Raw genomic sequence first — 19,946 nt, 5'->3', positions numbered from 1 at the left:
ACGACGGACCCGGGATCATGGCGAGGAGAACCAGTGACGTCCCCCAATTCGACGGCCCCGACGCCGTCTCTCATCACGGCACCACCGCCGTCCACGACGGAGGATCTGCGCCTCGCGTTGCGCGCTGCAACGCTGTACTACCTCGACGGAATGACCCAGGCCGAGGTCGCCACACGACTCGGTGTCTCCCGCCCCACCGCGGGCCGGCTGGTGGCACGAGCCCGCGCCCAGGGCCTGGTGCGCATCGAGGTGCAGGCACCCGCGCATCTGCGTGATGCGCTGCGCTCGGACGAGGAGCGCGCGCTCGAGGAGAAGTTCGGACTCGTCGAGGCGGTGGTGGTCGCCGATTCCGTCGACGCCGCCGGTGCGATCGACGACCACAACAGCTTCGCCGGCGTCGGGCGGGCCGCGGCGTCGCTGCTGGTTCGCCGGATTCGCGAGGGCGACACCCTCGGATTCACCTGGGGGCCGGAGACGGTCGCCGTCGCGCAGGGTCTGCCGTCCGGGGCGGCCACGTGCGCGTCCGTCGTCCAGCTCGACGGCTCGGTGAGTGCCATCAACTACCAGACCGGAACGGAGTACGTTCTGGGTAGATGCGCAGAGCAGCTGCAGGCCAACACTGTTCGGCTTCCCGTTCCGCTGTACGCGGACGCGTCGACCGTGGTATCCATGCGGGGCGACTCCGTCATCTCCAAGGCGCTCGAGGCCGGGCGGACCGCGGAAATGATGATGTTCGGAACGGGTGCCGTCTCCACGTCGACCACCCTGTTCGAGGGCAGCTTCATCGACACGGACATGCTGTCCGTGCTCACCGGCCTCGGCGCGGTCGGTGAAGTCGGTGGACGCTTCTACCGGCTCGACGGCACCGAGGTTGCCGGCCCTCTGGACGAACGGGCCATGTCCGTTCCTCTCGACGACATCCGCGCGTGCGAGGGGTCGATCCTCGTCACGGGTGGCGTCGCCAAACACCAAGCGGCACTGGGTGCCCTCCACGGCGGACTGGCCAAGATGCTGGTCTGCGACATCGAATGCGCGCGTTGGCTGCTCGATCAGTAGCACCACGCAAGAGAGGTGAAGATCGGTGAAGAAACACAGGAAACCGGCGACGATGCTGGTAGCCGGAGCGGGAGCGCTCTGCCTCACGCTGAGCGGATGTGCAGGCGCCGGATCGCTGGGCGCGTCGGACCAGACCATCACCATCGCGATGGTCTCCAATTCACAGATGCAGGATGCGCAGAAGCTCGCCTCGCAGTTCGAGGAAGAGAATCCCGACATCGACCTGAAGTTCGTCACGCTGTCGGAGAACCAGGCGCGCGCGAAGATCACGGCGTCCACGGCAACCGGTGGCGGTGAGTTCGACGTCGTGATGATCAGCAACTACGAGACCCCGCAGTGGGCCAAGTACGGTTGGCTGAAGAACCTTTCGGAGTACGCCGAGGCGACGGGGGGTTACGACGAGGCCGACTTCATCCCCACCCTGCGCGAGTCGCTGTCCTACGAGGGGAACATGTACTCGGTGCCGTTCTACGGCGAGTCCTCGTTCCTGATGTACCGCAAGGACCTGTTCGAGCAGGCCGGAATCACCCTGTCGGAGAAGCCGACGTGGGCCGAGGTCGCAGCGGCCGCGAAGCAACTCGACTCCGAGGACATGGCAGGCATCTGCCTGCGCGGCAAGCCGGGCTGGGGTGAATTGCTCGCACCCCTCGACACGGTCATCAACACGTTCGGTGGCCGCTGGTTCGACGAGGACTGGAACGCTCAGCTGACCAGCCCGGAGGTGGAACGCGCGGTGCAGTTCTACGTCGACCTGGTGCGCGAGTACGGCGAGCCCGGCGCCGCGACGAGCGGTTTCGGCGAGTGCGCCACACAGCTGGCCCAGGGCCAGGTGGCGATGTGGTACGACTCGACGTCCGCGGTGTCCACGCTGGAGGATCCGGCGTCGAGCGCCGTCGTCGGCAAGATCGGGTACGCCCCCGCGCCGATCGAGGTGAAGGACAACTCCGGCTGGCTGTACAGCTGGTCGCTGGGAATCCCCGAGAGCAGCGAGAATCCCGATGCGGCGTGGAAGTTCATCTCGTGGATGACCGACAAGCAATACATACGCACGGTCGGTGAGGATCTGGGCTGGGAGCGGGTGCCTCCGGGCAGCCGGCTGTCGACCTACGAGATTCCCGAGTACAAGGAAGCCTCGGCGGCCTACGGACCGCTGACGCTCGAGGCGATCGAGAACGCGACACCGGATGCGCCCACCGTGCAACCGGTTCCGTACACCGGCGTGCAGTTCCTGGCGATCCCGGAGTTCCAGGATCTCGGAACCCGCGTAAGCCAGCAGATCAGTGCGGCGATCGCAGGCCAGCAGACCGTGCCCGAGGCGCTCGCCCAGGCACAGCAGTACGCCGAGGTGGTCGGCGCGACCTATCGGGAGGAACGATGACAACCATCGCCGAGAAACCCACCGCGGACGGCACCGCCGACCGGGTGCGGGAACTGCGGGAGGCCAAGGACGACAGCGTCTCCCGCGCCGAGGGATGGCGTCGCCGGGGGCCGTTGCTGCCCGCTCTGATCTTCATGATCGTGGTGACCCAGATCCCGTTCCTGTTCACGCTGTACTACTCGACGCAGTCCTGGAACCTGGTGCGTCCGGGCTCCCAGGCGTTCGTCGGGCTGCAGAACTACGTGGACGTGTTCCAGGACAGCCAGTTCCGTGAGGTCGCGGTCAACACCGTGATCCTGATCGTCGGCACCGTGCTGATCTCGGTGGTGCTCGGATTGCTGCTCGCCCTGCTGCTCGACCGCGCCTTCCTGGGCCGCGGCATCGTGCGTACCCTCCTCATCACCCCGTTCCTGGTGACACCCGTCGCCGGTGCGCTGCTGTGGAAGACCACGATGTTCGACCCGGTGTTCGGCATCGTCAACTTCGTCCTCTCCCCGTTCGGGGTGGGACAGGTCGACTGGGTCAGCAAGTTCCCGCTCGCCGCGATCATGGTGAACCTGATCTGGCAGTGGACCCCGTTCATGATGCTGCTGATCCTGGCCGGTCTGCAGTCCATGCCGCGCGACATCCTCGAGGCGGCACGGGTGGACGGCGCCAAGCCGATCGCGATGTTCCGCGAACTGACGCTCCCGCATCTGCGCCGGTTCATCGAACTCGGCGCGGTGCTGGGCGCGATCTACCTGATCAACACGTTCGACGCCATCTACATGATGACCCAGGGCGGGCCGGGCACCGCCAGTGCCAACCTCCCCTTCTACATCTATCAGCGCGCATTCCTCGGTTTCGACATCGGGCAGGCCGCCGCGATGGGCGTCATCGTCGTGATCGCGACCATCGTCGTCGCGACCCTGGCGCTGCGCCTGATCTTCAAGAGCTTTACCGGTAACGAGGAGGCAGCGTAATGAGTACCGACACTGCGGCGGCGCCGGTGGAGTCCACCCCCACCGCGCCGGAGACAACGCGGGCGCGCAAGCACCGTAAGTTCAGTCCGTGGAGCGTGGTGGCGTGGATCGTGGCGCTCGGCTTCTTCTTCCCTGTGGCGTGGATGGTGCTCACCGCGTTCAAGCAGGAGGGCGACGCCTACACGACTCCGCCGAAACTGTTCTTCACGCCCACCCTGGACCAGTTCAAGGCCGTCCTCGACAGCGGAATCGGCACGGCACTGCTGAATTCGGCGTTCGCGACCGCCATGTCGACGATCCTGGTGCTGGTGCTCGGTGTGCCGGCGGCGTTCGCGCTGTCGCTGCGACCGGTCCGCAAGACGAAGGACGCCCTGTTCTTCTTCATCAGCACGAAGATGCTCCCGATCGTCGCCGCGATCATCCCGCTGTACGTGATCGTCAACGACATCGGCTTACTCGACAACATCTGGGCGCTGATCATCCTGTACACGGCGATGAACCTGCCCATCGCGGTGTGGATGATGCGCTCGTTCTTCCTCGAGGTCCCCGGTGAGCTGCTCGAGGCCGCGAGCATGGACGGCGCGAGCCTGTGGACGTCGGTGCGCGAGGTGATCCTTCCGCTCGTGTCACCCGGCATCGCGGCCACCGCCCTGATCTGCGTGATCTTCTCGTGGAACGAATTCTTCTTCGCCGTCAACCTCACTGCCGTTCAGGCACAGACCATTCCGGTGTTCCTCGTCGGCTTCATCACCGGTGAGGGCCTGTACTGGGCCCGGCTGTCGGCAGCGGCGACGCTGGCGGCGCTCCCGGTCATCCTGGCCGGCTGGGTCGCACAGAACAAGCTGGTCCGCGGCCTGTCCTTCGGTGCGATCAAATGATCACCCCGGCAACCACTTCCCCCGACTTCGGTACCCACAAGAGGAGCAATCATGGCTGACATCGCGTACAAGGGCGCATCCTGCCTCTACGAGAACGCCGACACGCTGGCGGTCGATACGCTCGACCTCGACATCGAAGACGGCGAGTTCATCGTCCTCGTCGGACCGTCCGGCTCCGGCAAGAGCACCGCACTGCGGATGCTCGCCGGCCTCGAGGACATCGACGAGGGCACCATCGAGATCGGTGGCAAGGACATGGTGGGTGTTCCGTCGAAGGACCGTGACATCGCGATGGTGTTCCAGAACTACGCCCTCTATCCCAATAAGACGGTGGGCGAGAACATGGGCTTCGCTCTGAAGATGCGCGGGGTCGGGGTGGAGGAACGCAAGAAGAAGGTGGCCGATGCCGCCAAGCTGCTCGACCTGACCGACTACCTCGATCGTAAGCCCGGCAAGCTGTCCGGCGGTCAGCGCCAGCGGGTGGCGATGGGCCGGGCGATCGTGCGGGAGCCGCAGGTGTTCTGCATGGACGAGCCCCTGTCGAACCTCGACGCCAAGCTGCGCGTCCAGACCCGCACGCAGATCGCGGCGCTGCAGCGCCGGCTCGGCACCACCACCGTGTACGTCACCCACGACCAGGTCGAGGCCATGACCATGGGTGACCGGGTGGCCGTCCTCAAGAACGGCAAGCTGCAGCAGTTCTCGGCTCCCACCGAACTCTACGATCGCCCGAAGAACGCGTTCGTCGCCGGCTTCATCGGTTCGCCCGCCATGAATCTGATGACCATGCCCATCGTCAGCGACGGCGTGCGCCTCGGGAACTCGACGCTCGCGCTCGAACGCGACCAGCTGTCGGCGCTGCACGCCGCCGGATTGGAGACCGTCACGGTCGGTGTGCGCCCCGAGCAGCTCGAGTTGTCGACCGGAGAGGGCGGCATCGAGGTAATCGTGGACCTGGTCGAGGAACTCGGGAGTGAATCCTACGTCCACACCCACATCGCCGGTGATGGTACGCAACTGACCGCCCGGTCACTGACCCGCACCCCCGCGCGGCTGGCCGACACGGTGTCCCTGCGCAAGCGGGACGGAGCCGTGCACCTGTTCCACCCGGAGACGGGGGAGCGGATCGGCGACTAGAGCGTGCGTGGGCGCGGGCTTATCCGAGATCAGGTCCGCGCCCACCCGGTTGTCCTGAACGTCGAATCAACTGTTGGACAGGCGTTCCGGCGCAGTCTTGTCGTCGAGGTGTGTGGCGGTCAGTGCCCCGGATGCTATCTCCTGCTGCACGCGGAACTTCTGAATCTTGCCGGTGGGCGTCATGGGGAGTCCGTCGGTGAAGTACCACAGCGAGGGCGTCTTGTGCGCCGCGATTCGGTCGCGGCACCAGGCCTTCAATTCGGCCGCGTCCGGCGGATTGGCCGGGTCCGTGGGCCGCACGACGGCGCCGATCTGCTCGCCCCACTTTTCATCCGGAACCCCGACGATCGCCACCTCGGCCACGTCCGAGTGCTGGAAAAGCAGCTCTTCGATCTCACGCGGATAGATGTTGAGTCCGCCCCGGATGATCATGTCCTTGAGGCGTCCGGTGATCCGCAGAAATCCTCGCTCGTCCATCGTGGCGAGATCGCCCATGTACAACCATCCGTCGGCGTCGATGGTCGCGGCCGTTTCGTCCGGCATGTCGGAATAGCCGAGCATCGTCTGGTAACCGCGACAGCAGATTTCACCCTGCTCGCCGATCGGGAGTATCTCACCCGTGACGGGGTCGATGATCTTGACTTCCAGCTCCGGCAGTGGCTGTCCCACGGTGGTCGCCTGATCGGCAGGGTCGTCCGTGACCCGGGTCTGGCTGATCACTCCGTGCATCTCGCTCTGTCCGAACAGAATCGTGAATTGGCAGTCGAGTTCGTCGATGACCCGTTCGACCAGCGACTGGGGAACCGCGGCGGCTCCGGACAGGACGGTATGGAGGCTCGACAGGTCACGACGTCGGCGATCGGGATGCTCGAGAAGCGAGATCAGCATCGTCGGGACCATCAGTGAGTGTGTTCCGCGACAGGTTTCGAGCATTTCGAGCATTAGGGCGGCGTCGAAGCCGGGCAGGACGACGTAGGTTCCGTGCGCGGCGAACGTTCCGAGTTCGGTGACGGCGCCGCCTCCGATGTGGTACATCGGCATCGCGTTGACACAGACGACATGATCCACCATCCCTGCCCTCTCGAACACGAAGGTGGCTTCGTTGACGATACCTTTGTGATGCAGCAGTGCACCTTTGGGGAATCCGGTGGTTCCTGACGTGTACTGGATCTGCACCGGGGCGGTGGATGCGACGACGGGGAACTCCGTTGCTGGATCGCCGGTCGCGACGAACGCTCGCCACTCGCTCGTCGGGACGACCTTGCGGAGTGCGGGCAGGGATGGCCGGACCTCCGTCAGAACTTTCGTGAGGTCTGCGCCGCGATAGGTCTCCCGGTAGAAGAGTCCGACGCTGCGGGACTGGCGCAGGATGTACTCGAGTTCGTGGGCGCGGTAGGCGGGGTTCACACCCACCACCACCATCCCGGCCATCGCGATCGCTTGTTGCAGGATCACCCAGTCGGCGCTGTTGGGTGCCCATATCGCGATCCGGTCGCCGGGTGCGAAGTGGGCGAGCAGTGCCCTGGCCGCATCCTCGGCGTCGGCGAGGAGTTCACGGTACGTCCATTCTCGCCGACCGACCGCGTCGGGAGTCCCGTCGACGAGGGCGAGGCGGTCGGGTTCTGCTGTCGCGGCCTCGCGCAACAGGTCGCCGACGGTGATGTCGCGGACGCCTGAGCTCGGTGTCGCCGGCCAGAGAGACTTTTCGAGGGGCATGATGCAATCCTGCCTTCGGGCTGTGCGGTGTGCTGGGGAGTTGGAGGTGGGGCGAGTGAGCGCCCGCTACCGGAAAGCCGGAATCGGCTGTGAGGTGCTGTCTCGGTCAGGAGCAATGTAATACATACTTGGAGTGGATAGCTGCGAATCAGTCAGATTATTGGGATGGGGGCTGCCGGCGGTCACCGATCCCTCACCCTGCCGAGATGCCGCCGTTCGGACTCACCGCTTGACCGGTGATCCGGCGGGCCTGCGGGCTGCACAGGAACAACACGAGGTCGGCCACATCTGCCGGCTCGGCGACCCCCAGCGACGCCAGTCGGGCAGCCTTCTCGAACAGCTTCGCGCTGAACGGCTCGGCCATGACGCGGTCGTAGGCGCCCGTGTCCCGGATGAGCGACGGCGTCACCGCGTTGACGCGGATGCCGTCGCGTTTGGCTTCCATCGCAAGTGTTTTGGAGAACATCACGATGGCGGCCATTGCGGCGCCGATGACGGACTCACCGGGTGTGGGGTGCTTGGCGGCGTCGGAGGCGATGTTCACGATCACGCCGCCGCGCTTCGTCCGCATGTGCGGAAGTACGGCGCGGCACATGTTGAGGGGACCGAGGGCCTGCTGCAGCAGGATGGCGGGAACGTCTTCGGGTGGCGTCTCGTGAAAGAGGTTCGGCGTGAACGCGCTCACCGTGCTGTTGACCAGGATGTCGGCAGGTCCCAGCGAAGCACTCAGTTCCTCGGTCACCCGGGTCGCTTCCGCCGGGTCGTTCACATCGCCCGAGGCGAAGAAGGCCCAGACACCCGACGCGAGTGATCGGACCTCCGTCGCCGCCTTCTCCCCGCGCTCGACATCGCGGCCGACCAGACCGATGCGCTGGGTGCCCGCCCGGACCAACTGACGGGCGACCTGTAGGCCGACTCCACTGGTCCCACCCACGATGTAGACGGTGGCCTCGGACAGGTCCGGCACCCAGACTTCGCGTGTGTCTGTACTCATCGGATGTTCCTTTGCAGTTCGAGGGGCACCGGTTCGCCGGTGCCGGGATGGGGATGGCCGGGGCTGCCGTCGCAGTCCTGGCAGTGGGGTGTCCCGGCCGACAGACTCACCTGGACTTGTTCCTCCGTCGCGGCGTCGGATGGTGCCGGTGAGCCGGATCCGCCTGCGTAGTCGTCACGCGCCAGCAGCCCGGCACCGTACGCGCCCGCGATCTGGGGCTGATCGAGTATTTCCACCGGGTGTCCCAGCGCACGCGAGACGTGCAGACGCGCGGCCGGGTTCTTCGCCACTCCGCCCGTCATCACCGTCGGCGTTGCCTTACCCACCTGCGCCACCAGTCCGAGTGTGCGCGCCGCGACCGCTTTGTGCACCGACGCCGCGATGTCGGTCCTCTCGCGGCCCTGTGCCAGCAGTGAGATCACCTCGGTTTCCGCGAACGTGGCACACATGCTGCTGACTTCGAGGGTCTCGGAGCCGGCGAGGGCGAGTTCGCCGACTGCGCTGACGTCGACCTCCAGTGCCCGAGCGAGCACGTCGAAGAAGCGGCCGGTCCCGCTCGCGCACCGGTCGTTCATGGCGAACCGTTCCACGAGGCCGTCGTCGTCGACGATGATGGCCTTGCTGTCCTGTCCGCCGATGTCGATCACCAGCCGTACGCCCGGGTGCAGGGCCGCGGCACCGCGGGCGTGGCAGGTGATTTCGGTGAACGTACGGTCGGTGCCGGGGACCAGCTTGCGCCCGTAACCGGTGCTGATGGTGCGCCGGATGTCCGCCTGCGAGACGCCCGCTGCGGCCAACGCACCGTCCATCGCGCGCGCGACCGCCTCGCGGCTCACCGCGCCCATCTGGACGACACTCGACCCGACCAGGGCACCGCTCTCGTCGACCACAGCGGCCTTCGCCGTCGTCGACCCGAGGTCGACGCCCATGACGAACCAACTTCCGGTAGTCATGCGCTAGCCCACTGACTTCATCCGCTGTACGTCGATGGCCTCGAGCATGGCCTCCAGGCGACTGTCGAACAGTTCGTCGTTGTAGAACGACGCGTCGGCGACGTCGCCCTCGAAGAAGAACGACTTGACGCCACGCTCCGACTCGGCTGCGCGGGCCAGCATCGTCTGCGGATTGGTCATCGCCCGGCACGTCCGGGTCGAGTGGAACGCGATCCCGTCGATGGAGTACTCGTCCAGGCGCCGGAGCAGCAGTTCCTGCAGGTTCTTCAATCCGTGGTTCAGTGGGCAGAGCAGGTAGTGCTGTGCCATGCCCCGGAGGGGATTGTCCACATCGATGAGCTGAGGCTCCTGCCAGAACGACTCGTGGGTGTAGCGACCGGCCACGACGGCGACGTCGTACTCGGCGAACTTCCGGGTGAGGAAGCCGAGCTTGTTCCAGTTCATGATGCCGTCGAAGTACACTCGGTAGCGTTCGTCCGCGACCGCGCTGACCCCTTCGGCGACCCGCTGTTCGAGTTCGGCCTTCACCCCGGCGAAGTAGTCGACGAGCCCCTGGTTGCCGGGCAGGAAGTTGATCGGTGCGATGCTCGCGACCCAGTCCCAGTAGGTCGCCGGAGTGGGGGCCTGCGTGCAGAGTGCCATTCCCTCCAGTCGCAACTCGGACGCGCGTTTGATGTAGGACATGCTCTCGCTGAGCGCATCCCAGTCGAACGGCCGTCCGGTCTGGTGCTCGAGGAAGGCGATCAGCTCGCGCAACTGCTCCTCGACGTACTTGCCGACCTCGTCCCACTCCTCACCCCGCATGTAACCGGCGTCGGGCTTGTTGCCCCACAGCATAGGGATCGAGACGTTGAACAGCGGGAGCTTGCGGTCGAAGACCCGGTATGTCATGGCATCCCACTGCTGGCCGGTGCTGCATCCGGCGTAACCGTTGACGAAGAAGTCCGGGGCCGGCAGTTTGCTTGCCAGTTCCTGCTGGTCGACCATGCCGACCACACCGGTCTCCCGTTCGGCGGCGGATTGGTGTGTCAGCACGGCGCAGCCCAAATGTGTTCGCGCGTAGGAACAGAGCTCACCGATGTAGCCGTACTCGGCACCGGCCGCCTGGGCGGGTCCTTCGAGGTGCTGGGCTGCCAGACGGGCGGCGAATGCTTCGCCGTGACACCACTCCAAGCCCGCGGCCTGGAACAACGGGTTCAGTGCGGCGCCGTTGTACCAGACGACATGCTTTCCGCGCTCCTTGGCGGTGAAGATGTTCTCCCAGTAGTCGGCCACCATCTTGCCGCCGACCCGTGTACTCGACAAACGGCGGGCCTTTTCCTTGCTGGTCTGTTCGATCGGCATTGCGAACTCCTCTGAGGGTGAGTCGAATTCAAGACGGGACGGGTGCAGGTTGGCGGCGAATGCGCTCCACGAAGGTCTCGATCTTCGTGCGGAGCGTCTCGACGGGGTTGCCTTCGTGCTCGGTCTCGAGGAGCAGCAGCGGTATCCCGCGCGCGTCGAGCGCCTTGCGTAGCTCCGGGTAGTAGAGCATGTGGGGTTCGCAGAACTTCGCCATCAAGACGACGACGCCGTTGGAGCGGCTCTTCTCGAGTGAGTCGATCAGGTAGGTGTCCCAATCGACCCCGACGGTGACTCGTGTGGGGCACGGGGCATTGTCGTTGCGGTCCAGGTACCACTCCGACAGCGCCGCCAATGGGTCGCCGTGCTCGGGCACGTCGGTCGAGATGTACCGGAATCCGGTGTACAGGTCGTCGTCGACGACGATCACTCCGGATTCCTCGATCACATCGAGGACTTCGGGGCGAGGGGCGTGGCAGAAGTGACCGGAGAGATGCAACCGCACCAGATCGTCGGGCGCGTCGGCATGGGAATCGAGGCGATCGAGGAGGTGGCTCAGCGCGGCATTGTGTTCTTCGATGTCCATCACCATGCTCGACTTCACCAACACCTGCATGTCGCTCGCGGTGATGCGCGCACGGCCGGTACGCCGCAGGTCGTAGAGTTTCCGGAGCAGGCGTCGATTCGTATTGAACACCCGGATGCTGTGGGCGAGAGCCGCGTCCGTGATCGTGGCGCCGACGACGCCTTCGATCTCGTGCTTCAGTTCGTGCACTCGGCCCGCCACGCGCGGCTTGGTCCATGGATCGTCCATCGCGCTGGTGAATTGCGCGAAATGTACAGGTTTCTCGGGTCGCGCCCAGCGGATCACGTCGACCGCGCCGAGGAGTTGCACGCAGTGGTCGGCGGCGACGAAGCCGTCGAAGACGTCGAGTTCACCGACCGCGGCCTGGTCGGCGACGCTACGTGTGTAGCCGCAGTAGAACTCGGCAAGCAGGTTGCGCCCCTCCGTGATCGGGGTGCGGCTCTCCTGCACGATCACCGGCAACGCGCCTGCCGCGTGCACGATCTCGGACGGAAAGTTCATCGGAAAGGAACCGATCACCTGCTTCCCGCGCTTCGCTTTCCACGCCTGGGCGTAGGTGACCGGGTCATCGGCAGTGGCTCGCAGCGACGACATGACGGGCGGATCCAGTTCGCTCACATCTAGCCTCTCGACTTCGTGGACGGTGACACTGCGACGACTGACGAACTGCGTCGCGGCGACCTGACTTGAGATATTACGTTATTGGATAGATAGTAGCCATAGTTGTCAAACATTAGCCGCTGAGAGAGCCGCGGCGTCCCCCTTCGGAGGTTCCTGTGAAACGTGTGCTGGATGGACTGAAGATCGTCGAACTCGCCGGGATCGGCCCGTCGCCGCATGCCGCGATGCTGCTCGCGGACCTCGGTGCCGAGGTGGTGCGAGTCGAGCGTCCCGGGGGTGTGACGCAGTTGCTGCCCGTGGACAAGGACGCGGGACTGCGGAATCGCCGCTCCGTGAGTGCGGACCTCAAGGATCCCGCCGACCTCGCGAAGGTGCTGAAACTGGTCGACAAGGCAGACGTCCTCATCGAGGGTTACCGACCGGGTGCGGCGGAGCGTCTCGGCATCGGTCCCGACGTGTGCCGCGAGCGGAACCCTCGGCTCGTGTACGCCAGGATCACCGGGTGGGGCCAGGACGGCCCCCTCGCGCCCTACGCCGGCCACGACATCAACTACCTCGCACTCAGCGGTGCGTTGAACGCCATCGGACGGGAAGGCGAACGGCCGCTCGCGCCGCTCAACCTGGTCGCCGACCTGGGCGGCGGTTCGATGCAGGCGGTCATGGGCATTCTCGGTGCCCTGTACGCGCGGGCGCAGACCGGGGTCGGAGATGTCGTCGACATCGCGATGGTCGACGGGGTGAGTGCGCTCATGACGATGTTCTGGACACTCACCGAGAACGGGCTGTGGTCCGATCGGCGGGGCACCAACGTCATCGACGGCGGAGCACCCTTCTACGACACCTACGAGTGCGCCGACGGGCGGTACATCGCGGTCGGCGCAGTCGAACCGGTCTTCTATGCCCAGTTGCTGGAGGGGCTGGGACTCGACCCGGCGGGTCTGCCGGATCAGTACGACGAGTCGGCCTGGCCGACGCTCCGGAAGAACTTCGCCGAGGTATTCGCCACGCGGGACCGGGACTCGTGGGTACAGGCGTTCGCCCGGCTCGATGCCTGCGTGACACCGGTGCTGTCCCTCGACGAAGTGCCGGATCACCCGCACATCTCGGCGCGCAACACAATCGTGAGTGCGTTCGGACAACGTCAGCCGGCCGCGGCACCGCGGTTCGCGAGCGCGCACGACGCAACATACGACGCGCCCCGAATGCCCGGCGCCGACACCGAGGCCGTCTTCCGCGACTGGGGTGTCGATGACGATCGATGACCGGCCCAGAAGGGGTGTCGTGGCACAGGGGCGACCCGATGCGCGACGATGACACTCATGTCTGACTCGAAACCGTCCGACTCGAAACAGGTGCCCGCACCCGACAAGGAGGTGGCGTCGACCGGCAGTGCGCGCTCCGTCCTCATCACCGTGCTCGGTGAGCTCGTCGAACCCTACGGGCAGCCGGTGCGGACGGCTGCGCTTCTCTACGTCCTCAAGGGACTCGGATACGGGGAGCACGCCGCCCGGCAGGCTGTCGCGCGGACGGGATCCGCGGGCCTGATCGCCGCAGACCGGAACGGTCGCGAGACGTTGTGGACGTTGACGGACAAGGCGCATCGGCTCTTCACCGAAGGGGAACTCCGGGTGTTCTCCACCGACGTGGACACCACGCAATGGGACGGGCGGTGGCTCGTCGTGAATGTGCCGATCCCGGAGTCGCACCGCTCGACCCGCAAGAAACTGTATGCCGCGCTGCGGTGGGCCGGCTTCGGTAATCCGACGCCCGGCGTCTGGGTCACCCCCCATGTCGACCGCGCCGCGGAAGCGGCGAGAACCATCGAGGCCCTCGGATTGGCTTCCAGCACGGTCTCGTTCGTCGGGGCGCTCGCCGTCCCCGGGATCCCGGAAGAGGAACTCGTCCGCCGCTCATGGGATCTGGACGCCGCCGAGAACGAGTACGACCGACTCCTCGATCGATTCGACGCCCGCACGTTCGAGCCGGGTGACGAGCTGCTGTTCGCGCACCTGGAACTCGCGGACGCGCTGCGGCGTATGCCCTACATGGATCCCCGGTTGCCCGAGGTGCTGCTGCCCGACTGGCGTGGGCTGAAGGCGGCGCGGCGCCTGCGAGACCTGCGCGCGGAGTGGACCCCCACCGCGCACGCGCACTGGCGTCGCATCGCCGGTCTCGACTGACCGCGCTCGGCGTTGGGGTTCACCCCGCGCTGCGAACCCGTGAATACGACCTCCGCCTGTCGGGGCGCGCGGGTGTGAGTTTCACAGTGCACAGTTCGTCGAGCCGCCGCCGGACGCTGTCGTTGAGGGTGGGGTGGCGGGTGAGGAGACGTTGCAACCTGCGGTAGAACACGGTGGGGAGGACGCCGAACTCGGGCAGGATGTGTTCGTCTCCGCCTCCGAAGGGTGCCCACTTGACCGCGAAGTCGAGCATGGTGAATTCGTCCTTCGTCACCGCGTCTCCGTTCTTCTGTCTGGGTGAGGGGGTGCGGCCGTGCGGATGTCGCANCCGACCGGGTCATCGAACGTCGAGGTAGATGCTCTTGAGCTGCTGGTAGCTCGCGAGTCCCTCGGGTCCGAGTTCGCGTCCGAGGCCGCTGTCCTTGATGCCGCCGAAGGGTGCGGTGGGGTCGTTGGAGTAGCCGTTGATGCCGACGGTTCCGCTGGCGACGTTGCGGGCGAACGCGGCGCCGCGGTCGGGGTCGGCGGTCCAGATGGAGCCGCCGAGTCCGTAGTCGGAGTGGTTGGCGATCGCGATGGCTTCGGCCTCGTCGGTGTAGGGGATGACCGAGAGGACGGGGCCGAAGATCTCCTCCTGGGCGATGGTGTGGCCGGTTTCGACGTCGGCGAAGACGGTGGGTTCGACGAACCAGCCGTGGTCGATGTTGTCGGGTCGGCGGCCGCCGGTGGTGACGCGGCCGCCGTCGGAGCGTCCCTTGTCGATGTAGCTTTCGACGCGGTGCCGTTGCCGGGCGGAGACGAGGGGACCCATCTGGGTGGTGTCGGACAGCGGGTCGCCGACCGACAGGCCCCTGGCGAGGTCGGTGATGGTGTCGACGATCTCGGTGTACCGCGAGCGGGGTGCGAGGACGCGGGTGCCGAGCCAGCAGATCTGGCCGTTGTTGAGGAGGGTTGCGGCGTAGAAGGATTCGAGGTTCGCGGCAAGGTCGGCGTCGTCGAGGATGACGGCGGCGGATTTGCCGCCGAGTTCGAGGGTGACGGGCCGGAGCAGTTCGCCGCAGGTGCGGGCGATGGCGCGGCCGGCCCCGGTGGAGCCGGTGAAGGACACCTTGTCGATGCCGGGGTGGGCGACGAGGTAGGCGCCGAGTTCGCGGCCGCCGGGGACGATGTTCAGCACACCGGCGGGCAGTCCCGCGGCGATGGCGGCCTCGGCCATGAGAAACGCGTCGAGCACGGTCTCGGGGGAGGGCTTGAGGACGACGGTGCACCCGGCGGCGAGGGCGGGGGCGAGTTTGAGGAACGTGATGGCCTGCGGCACGTTCCACGGGACGATGGCCCCGACGACGCCGATCGGGGAGCGGGTGACGAGGGTGGATCCGCCGAGCATGCCGGGCCGGATCTCGTCTTCCTGCTTCGCCGCCATCTCGGAGTAGTAGCGGAGCAAGACAGGTGGGAAGCCGCCCTCGAACTGCCGGGCGAGGGTGATGGGCATGCCGTTCTGGCTGCTCACGCGTGTCGAGGTGTCCTCGGCGCGGGATTCGAGTTCGTCGGCGAAGCGGCCCAGCACCTCGGCGCGCTGTGCTGCGCTCCATGCCGCCCACTCGGCGAGTGCGGCGCGTGCGGCGTCGACGGCGTCGTCGATGTCCGTCTCGGCGCCCTCGGGGACCGAGCCGATCTGCTGTTCGGTGGTGGGGGAGATGACCGGGATGGTGGAGGCGCCGGACGGCTTGGCCCATCCGCCGCGGATGTAGAGATCGGTGTAGTCGATCGTCATCGGGTGTCCTTCTGGGGAGGTTCGGTGAGGGGGTGTCAGTCCTGCACGAGCACGGGTTTGAGGACCTCGCCGCGGTGCTGGGCGTCGATCGCGTCGTTGATCTTCGCGAACGGGAACGTGGTGACGAGTTTGTCGAGCGGGAACCGGCCGGCCTTGTACAGCTCGACGAGTTCTGGGATGAACTCGTCGGGGACGCTGTCGCCCTCGATGATTCCGGTGATGGTCAGGCCCATGGCGAGGGAGTTGATGATGTTCAGCGGCACGGACGATTCGGGGTCGGCCGGTACACCGATCAGGCCGACCTTGCCGTGGAAGGTCATGGAGCCGACGAGCGATTCGATCACGGCAGGGACGCCGGAGGTGTCGATCGCGTAGTCCACGCCGGCGGGGATGATGGCGCGGACCTGCTCGGCGACCGGGCCGGCGGCGGGGTCGAGGGCGTGGGTGGCGCCGAGTTCGAGGGCGAGGTCACGACGAGACTGGTGGGGTTCGACGGCGATGATGGTGGTGCAGCCCTGGACGACGGCACCCATGACGGCGGCCAGGCCGACCGATCCGGCGCCGGCGACGAGGATCGCAGATCCGGGCCGGCAGTTCAGGGAGCGCATCACGGCGCCGGCGCCGGTCTGGATGCCGCAGCCCAGCGGTGCGAGGAGTTCGGCGGGGATGTCGGTGGGCACTTTCACGACGTTGCGTTCGAACGCGAGGCTGTAGGTGGCGAACGAGGACTGCCCGAAGAACAGGCCGGTCAGGGATTCGCCGTCGGGGGTGGTGATCGGGCCGGTGCCGTCGTCGCGGACGCCGTCGTAGGCGAGGTGCATGAACTGGTGGCAATACGACGGTGCCCCGGTGGTGCACGAGGGACAGGTGCCGCAGCTGTTGAAGGTGATGGCGACGCGGTCGCCGGGGGCGACCTTGGTGACGCCGTCGCCGATTTCGCGGACGATGCCGCAGCCTTCGTGGCCGAGGACGGCGGGCAGTGCGGTGGGGAGGGCGCCGTCGCGGGCGGCGAGGTCGGTGTGGCAGATGCCGACGGCCTCGATCTCGACGAGTACCTCGCCGGTCTTCGGTCCGTCGATGGTGATCGGCTCGAGCGTGAACTCGGTGTGCGGTTCTCGCGCGACTGCTGCGAGTGCTTCCATCATCACATACTCCATGTCTTGTGGGTCGGCCCGGGAAGGGCCGGCCGGAATCGAGATACTCAGAGAACGGTCTCCCGCAACGAGATGACGGGATCGGCGAGAGCAGTGGCGTCGATCTTGGTGCGGTTGCCGATGAACTTCTTGCCTGCCATGAATTCTGCTGCGGCGTTGACGGTCTCGACGGCGACAGGTATCCCGTCGCTGTCGAGGTGGAACAGGGCGAAGGAGGACTCGGACGGGCTGCCTCGCAGGACCGCCCGGGTGTCCGGGCCGACCATCCCCGCCATCTTCATCTTCAGGTCGAACTGGTCGGACCAGAACCACGGAACCTCGTGCGGCGGCAGGGGCGCATTCATGATGACTGCCGCCGCCTGCTTCGCCTGTTCGACTGCGCTGGGGATACTTTCGAGCCGCACCATCTTGCCGAGCGTGTCGTGCAGGCGGTAGGTCACATCACCGATCGCGAGGACGTTCGGATCGCAGGTGTGTGCCGAACCGTCGACCACAATGCCCGCCAGACAGTCGATGCCCGATTCGCGTGCGAGAGCGTCGTTCGGGATCGCGCCGACACCCACCAGCACCAGGTCGCAGGGGATTTCGGTTCCGTCGCCGAGCACGACACCGTCGACTCGACCCGCCCTCCCGGTGATCTCCCGAACCTCCGCGCCCGTGCGGATGTGGGTCCCGCGGTCCCGGTGGAACTCGGTGAGGACCGTCGACAGTTCCGGGCTGGCCACCCGCGCCAGCACCCGGTCTTCCCGTTCGATCACCGTGACCTCGCATCCGCGGGCGCGGGCCGAGGCGGCGACCTCGAGTCCGACGTACCCACCACCGATGATGGCGAGAGTCGATCCGGTGTGCACGGCCTCCCGTAACTGCGTGGCGTCGGCGAGGGTACGCAGGCTGAGCACACCCTCGAGATCGCTCCCCGGCAGCGTCAGTGTCCGCGGCGCGGCGCCCGTCGCGAGAACGAGCGTCGTGTACTCGAGAATGTCACCGGACGCCGTCGTCGCGGTTCGCGCGTCCCGGTCGATCCGGACGACCGGATCACCGAGCAGCGTGTCGATCTCGTTGTCGGCGTAGAACGATTCCGGCTTGAGCCACTGGACGAACTCGTCGTCGGCGTACTTCTTCGACAGCGGCGGGCGGTGATAGGGCGGATGGGTTTCGTCCCCGCACAGGACGATCCGACCGTCGAACTTCTGCTGCCGCAGCATGCCGGCGAGAGTGCCGCCGGCATGCCCGGCGCCGACGATCACCACGGTGGGTGTGGCTTGTGACGTGACCATGATTACCGGGCGAACTCGATCTGGACGGGCATGTTCTTGAGCCCGCCGACGAAGTTGGTCTGAATCATCTTGGTGTCGTCGACCAACTCGACCGACTCGATGTGGGGAAGCAGTTCCTCGAACATGATCCGCAGTTCCAGCTTCGCCAGGTGCTGACCGATGCACATGTGCGGGCCGTACCCGAACGCGATGTGCTTGTTGGGCCTGCGGGTGATGTCGAACGTGTCGGGGTCCGGGATGACGTCCGCGTCGCGGTTGCCCGACTGGTACAGCAGCATGAAGCGGTCGCCCTTCTTGATCTCGCGACCGCGCAGCGTGTAGTCCTGCGTCGCCTGGCGCATGAAGTGCTTCACCGGGGACGCCCAGCGCAGCGATTCGTTGACGATGTGCGGCGCGAGCGCCGGGTCCGCCTTCGCCTTCGCGAGGAGTTCGGGGTTGCGGCCGAGTTCGAGAATGCCGCCTGCGAGGGTGCTCGAGGTGGTGTCGTGACCCGCGGTCGCGATGGCGATGAAGTAGCCGTAGGCCACCTCGTTCGGGTAGTACTCGCCGCTCTCGTCGCGTGCCACCGAGATGATCGTCGCGAGGTCGTCCTTCGGGTTGGCCCGCCGGTCCTGCAGCAGCCGCTCGAAATAGGCGTAGAAGTCCTGGATCGTGGCCACCCACTGCTTCGCAGCTGCGTCCGGGGTGAGCGGCTCGACATCCTCACGAACGGCGTCGGGATCGGCGGTGCCGAAGAACTCCTGCGTCAGCGCCATCATCCGGGGCTCGTCTTCCTCGGGCACCCCGAACAAGCTCATGATGACGTGCAGGGGGTAGTGGAGTGCGAAGTCCTTGACGAAGTCGATCCGCCCATCCGTCTCGCGGAGCCTGCCGACGGCGGCCTTGGCCAGGTCGCGGATGACCGTTTCCCACTTCGCGAGGTTGGTCGGCCGGAACCAGTCCAGCGCGATGTCCTTGATCGCGGTGTGCTCCGGCGGGTCGAGGTAGGTGAGGGTCTCGAGGATGCGAAGGCTGCCGTTGTTGATGCTCTTGGTGAACTGGTCGCCGGCCTGGTTCGCCAGGATCGGGTTGACGGAGCCCTTGTCCTCGCCGCCCGCGCTGGTGAAGATGTCGGGCTGGCGTTCGATCTCCATGATGTCGGCGTGCTTGCTCACCAACCAGATGGGGTCGTAGCCCTCGACTTCGGCGCGGCCCAGGGGGTTGTTCTCCCGTAGCCAGCGGTAGGCCTCGAACAACGCGTCGTTGTCCCGGTGACCCTCCGGCAAAACGATCTGACGGGCGACGGCGTCCGGAATCAGTTCCGTTACCTGCTCTGTAGTGCTCATCAATTCCCCTTCGTGGTGCAGTGAGTTCCGGCGCCGTCTGTCGCGGCGCCCTCGCCGACTGGAGTGACTTCAGCCTGTCAGCTGCGAGAGTGAGGGGCATCACACCATCGATCGATAGTTGTCCACCTAACGGGGGATGTGTGCCGCGTCACCCCGTCGTCGCCGCCTGTGTAGACGCCGAGAATCACCCCACTGGAGGGGGGTAATCAGTCGAAGTGGTGATGCACCCGGACAGTGACCGGCGACACAATTTTGACGTTCACCCGGTCAACCCGAAGGAGATCGCCATGCCCACCGTCGTATACCAACTCCCAGACGGCTCGACGTCGTCCGTCGACGTCCCCGCCGGCCAGAGCGTGATGGACGGGTCGGTACGCAACAACCTGCCCGGCATCGTCGCCGAATGCGGCGGTAGCTGCTCGTGCGCCACCTGCCACGTGTACCTGGACGACGATGCGAGTGCGGCGTTCGGCGAGCCGACGTTGGAGGAACAGGACCTCCTCGAGTTCCTCGACGGTGTCCAGCCGTGTTCGCGTCTCGCCTGCCAGCTCGTCCTGACACCGGACGTGGACACCGTCACGGTGACCGTGCCGTCCTCGGACGCCTGACCGGTC

At 66.3% G+C, this 19,946-nt stretch carries 18 protein-coding genes; 8 read left to right on the top strand and 10 right to left on the bottom strand.

Going from position 1 to position 19,946, the window contains the following annotated elements; genetic code table 11:
- The first annotated feature begins 33 nt into the window (after nucleotides 1–33).
- Genes ACNJ7E_RS39125 through ACNJ7E_RS39105 form a run of 5 tightly spaced genes read left to right on the top strand, consistent with a single transcriptional unit; the run spans nucleotide 34 to nucleotide 5,411 of the window.
- Nucleotides 34–1,056 (top strand): sugar-binding transcriptional regulator, encoded by a 1,023-nt coding sequence (locus ACNJ7E_RS39125; RefSeq protein ID WP_247251081.1) that lies wholly within the window; start codon nucleotides 34–36, stop codon nucleotides 1,054–1,056.
- Nucleotides 1,057–1,108: 52 nt separating this feature from the next.
- A complete protein-coding gene (locus ACNJ7E_RS39120) occupies nucleotides 1,109–2,434 on the top strand; it encodes an ABC transporter substrate-binding protein (protein ID WP_280781361.1) in 1,326 nt (441 codons plus the stop codon).
- Nucleotides 2,431–3,396, top strand: a complete 966-nt coding sequence (locus ACNJ7E_RS39115; protein ID WP_418342341.1) for a carbohydrate ABC transporter permease — start codon at nucleotides 2,431–2,433, stop codon at nucleotides 3,394–3,396. The genes ACNJ7E_RS39120 and ACNJ7E_RS39115 overlap by 4 nt, the downstream gene beginning before the upstream one ends.
- Complete coding sequence (locus ACNJ7E_RS39110; protein WP_418342340.1) at nucleotides 3,396–4,274, top strand: carbohydrate ABC transporter permease; 879 nt, start codon at nucleotides 3,396–3,398, stop codon at nucleotides 4,272–4,274. Before ACNJ7E_RS39115 ends, ACNJ7E_RS39110 begins: the two co-directional genes overlap by 1 nt.
- A 51-nt stretch (nucleotides 4,275–4,325) precedes the next feature.
- Nucleotides 4,326–5,411 carry an ABC transporter ATP-binding protein gene (locus ACNJ7E_RS39105; RefSeq protein WP_418342339.1) on the top strand — a complete coding sequence of 362 codons (1,086 nt, stop codon included), beginning with the start codon at nucleotides 4,326–4,328 and terminating at the stop codon, nucleotides 5,409–5,411.
- Nucleotides 5,412–5,477: 66 nt separating this feature from the next.
- Here the strand turns inward: ACNJ7E_RS39105 and ACNJ7E_RS39100 are convergent, their stop codons facing one another.
- From ACNJ7E_RS39100 to ACNJ7E_RS39080, 5 genes are all read right to left on the bottom strand, one after another.
- On the bottom strand, nucleotides 5,478–7,127 hold the full coding sequence (locus tag ACNJ7E_RS39100) for an AMP-binding protein (protein WP_418342338.1): 1,650 nt from the start codon (nucleotides 7,125–7,127) through the stop codon (nucleotides 5,478–5,480).
- A 193-nt stretch (nucleotides 7,128–7,320) separates the two neighbouring features.
- Complete coding sequence (locus tag ACNJ7E_RS39095; RefSeq protein WP_280781220.1) at nucleotides 7,321–8,121, bottom strand: SDR family NAD(P)-dependent oxidoreductase; 801 nt, start codon at nucleotides 8,119–8,121, stop codon at nucleotides 7,321–7,323.
- Nucleotides 8,118–9,074 (bottom strand): acyl-CoA dehydratase activase, encoded by a 957-nt coding sequence (locus ACNJ7E_RS39090; protein ID WP_280781221.1) that lies wholly within the window; start codon nucleotides 9,072–9,074, stop codon nucleotides 8,118–8,120. Before ACNJ7E_RS39090 ends, ACNJ7E_RS39095 begins: the two co-directional genes overlap by 4 nt.
- A 3-nt stretch (nucleotides 9,075–9,077) precedes the next feature.
- Entirely contained in the window at nucleotides 9,078–10,418 is a 1,341-nt protein-coding gene (locus tag ACNJ7E_RS39085) for a 2-hydroxyacyl-CoA dehydratase subunit D (RefSeq protein WP_280781222.1), read from the bottom strand.
- A 28-nt stretch (nucleotides 10,419–10,446) separates the two neighbouring features.
- A complete protein-coding gene (locus ACNJ7E_RS39080) occupies nucleotides 10,447–11,619 on the bottom strand; it encodes a 2-hydroxyacyl-CoA dehydratase subunit D (protein WP_280781223.1) in 1,173 nt (390 codons plus the stop codon).
- A 158-nt stretch (nucleotides 11,620–11,777) separates the two neighbouring features.
- On the opposite strand from ACNJ7E_RS39080, the gene ACNJ7E_RS39075 reads away from it, so the two are divergent.
- Nucleotides 11,778–12,884 (top strand): CaiB/BaiF CoA transferase family protein, encoded by a 1,107-nt coding sequence (locus tag ACNJ7E_RS39075; protein ID WP_317569121.1) that lies wholly within the window; start codon nucleotides 11,778–11,780, stop codon nucleotides 12,882–12,884.
- 48 nt (nucleotides 12,885–12,932) lie between these two features.
- Nucleotides 12,933–13,802 carry a PaaX family transcriptional regulator gene (locus ACNJ7E_RS39070; RefSeq protein ID WP_418342337.1) on the top strand — a complete coding sequence of 290 codons (870 nt, stop codon included), beginning with the start codon at nucleotides 12,933–12,935 and terminating at the stop codon, nucleotides 13,800–13,802.
- Nucleotides 13,803–13,821: 19 nt separating this feature from the next.
- Here ACNJ7E_RS39070 and ACNJ7E_RS39065 read toward each other — a convergent pair whose 3' ends face one another.
- From ACNJ7E_RS39065 to ACNJ7E_RS39045, 5 genes are all read right to left on the bottom strand, one after another.
- A complete protein-coding gene (locus tag ACNJ7E_RS39065; RefSeq protein ID WP_418342396.1) occupies nucleotides 13,822–14,055 on the bottom strand; it encodes a hypothetical protein in 234 nt (77 codons plus the stop codon).
- An 84-nt stretch (nucleotides 14,056–14,139) separates the two neighbouring features.
- A complete protein-coding gene (locus tag ACNJ7E_RS39060; RefSeq protein WP_280781227.1) occupies nucleotides 14,140–15,576 on the bottom strand; it encodes an aldehyde dehydrogenase in 1,437 nt (478 codons plus the stop codon).
- Nucleotides 15,577–15,611: 35 nt separating this feature from the next.
- Complete coding sequence (locus ACNJ7E_RS39055; RefSeq protein ID WP_112300393.1) at nucleotides 15,612–16,718, bottom strand: NAD(P)-dependent alcohol dehydrogenase; 1,107 nt, start codon at nucleotides 16,716–16,718, stop codon at nucleotides 15,612–15,614.
- Between the two features lie 59 nt (nucleotides 16,719–16,777).
- Nucleotides 16,778–18,007: an NAD(P)/FAD-dependent oxidoreductase gene (locus ACNJ7E_RS39050; protein ID WP_280781228.1), complete on the bottom strand. Its 1,230-nt coding sequence runs from the start codon at nucleotides 18,005–18,007 to the stop codon at nucleotides 16,778–16,780.
- Between the two features lie 2 nt (nucleotides 18,008–18,009).
- On the bottom strand, nucleotides 18,010–19,332 hold the full coding sequence (locus tag ACNJ7E_RS39045; protein ID WP_418342336.1) for a cytochrome P450: 1,323 nt from the start codon (nucleotides 19,330–19,332) through the stop codon (nucleotides 18,010–18,012).
- A 287-nt stretch (nucleotides 19,333–19,619) separates the two neighbouring features.
- Between ACNJ7E_RS39045 and ACNJ7E_RS39040 the strand changes: the two genes are divergently transcribed.
- On the top strand, nucleotides 19,620–19,940 hold the full coding sequence (locus tag ACNJ7E_RS39040; protein WP_043779394.1) for a 2Fe-2S iron-sulfur cluster-binding protein: 321 nt from the start codon (nucleotides 19,620–19,622) through the stop codon (nucleotides 19,938–19,940).
- The last annotated feature ends 6 nt before the right edge of the window (nucleotides 19,941–19,946 follow it).

The organism is Rhodococcus mengyinensis (assembly GCF_048381435.1).
GTDB classification, from domain to species: domain Bacteria; phylum Actinomycetota; class Actinomycetes; order Mycobacteriales; family Mycobacteriaceae; genus Rhodococcus_F; species Rhodococcus_F opacus_D.
This window is presented reverse-complemented; position numbering and strand designations above follow the sequence as displayed.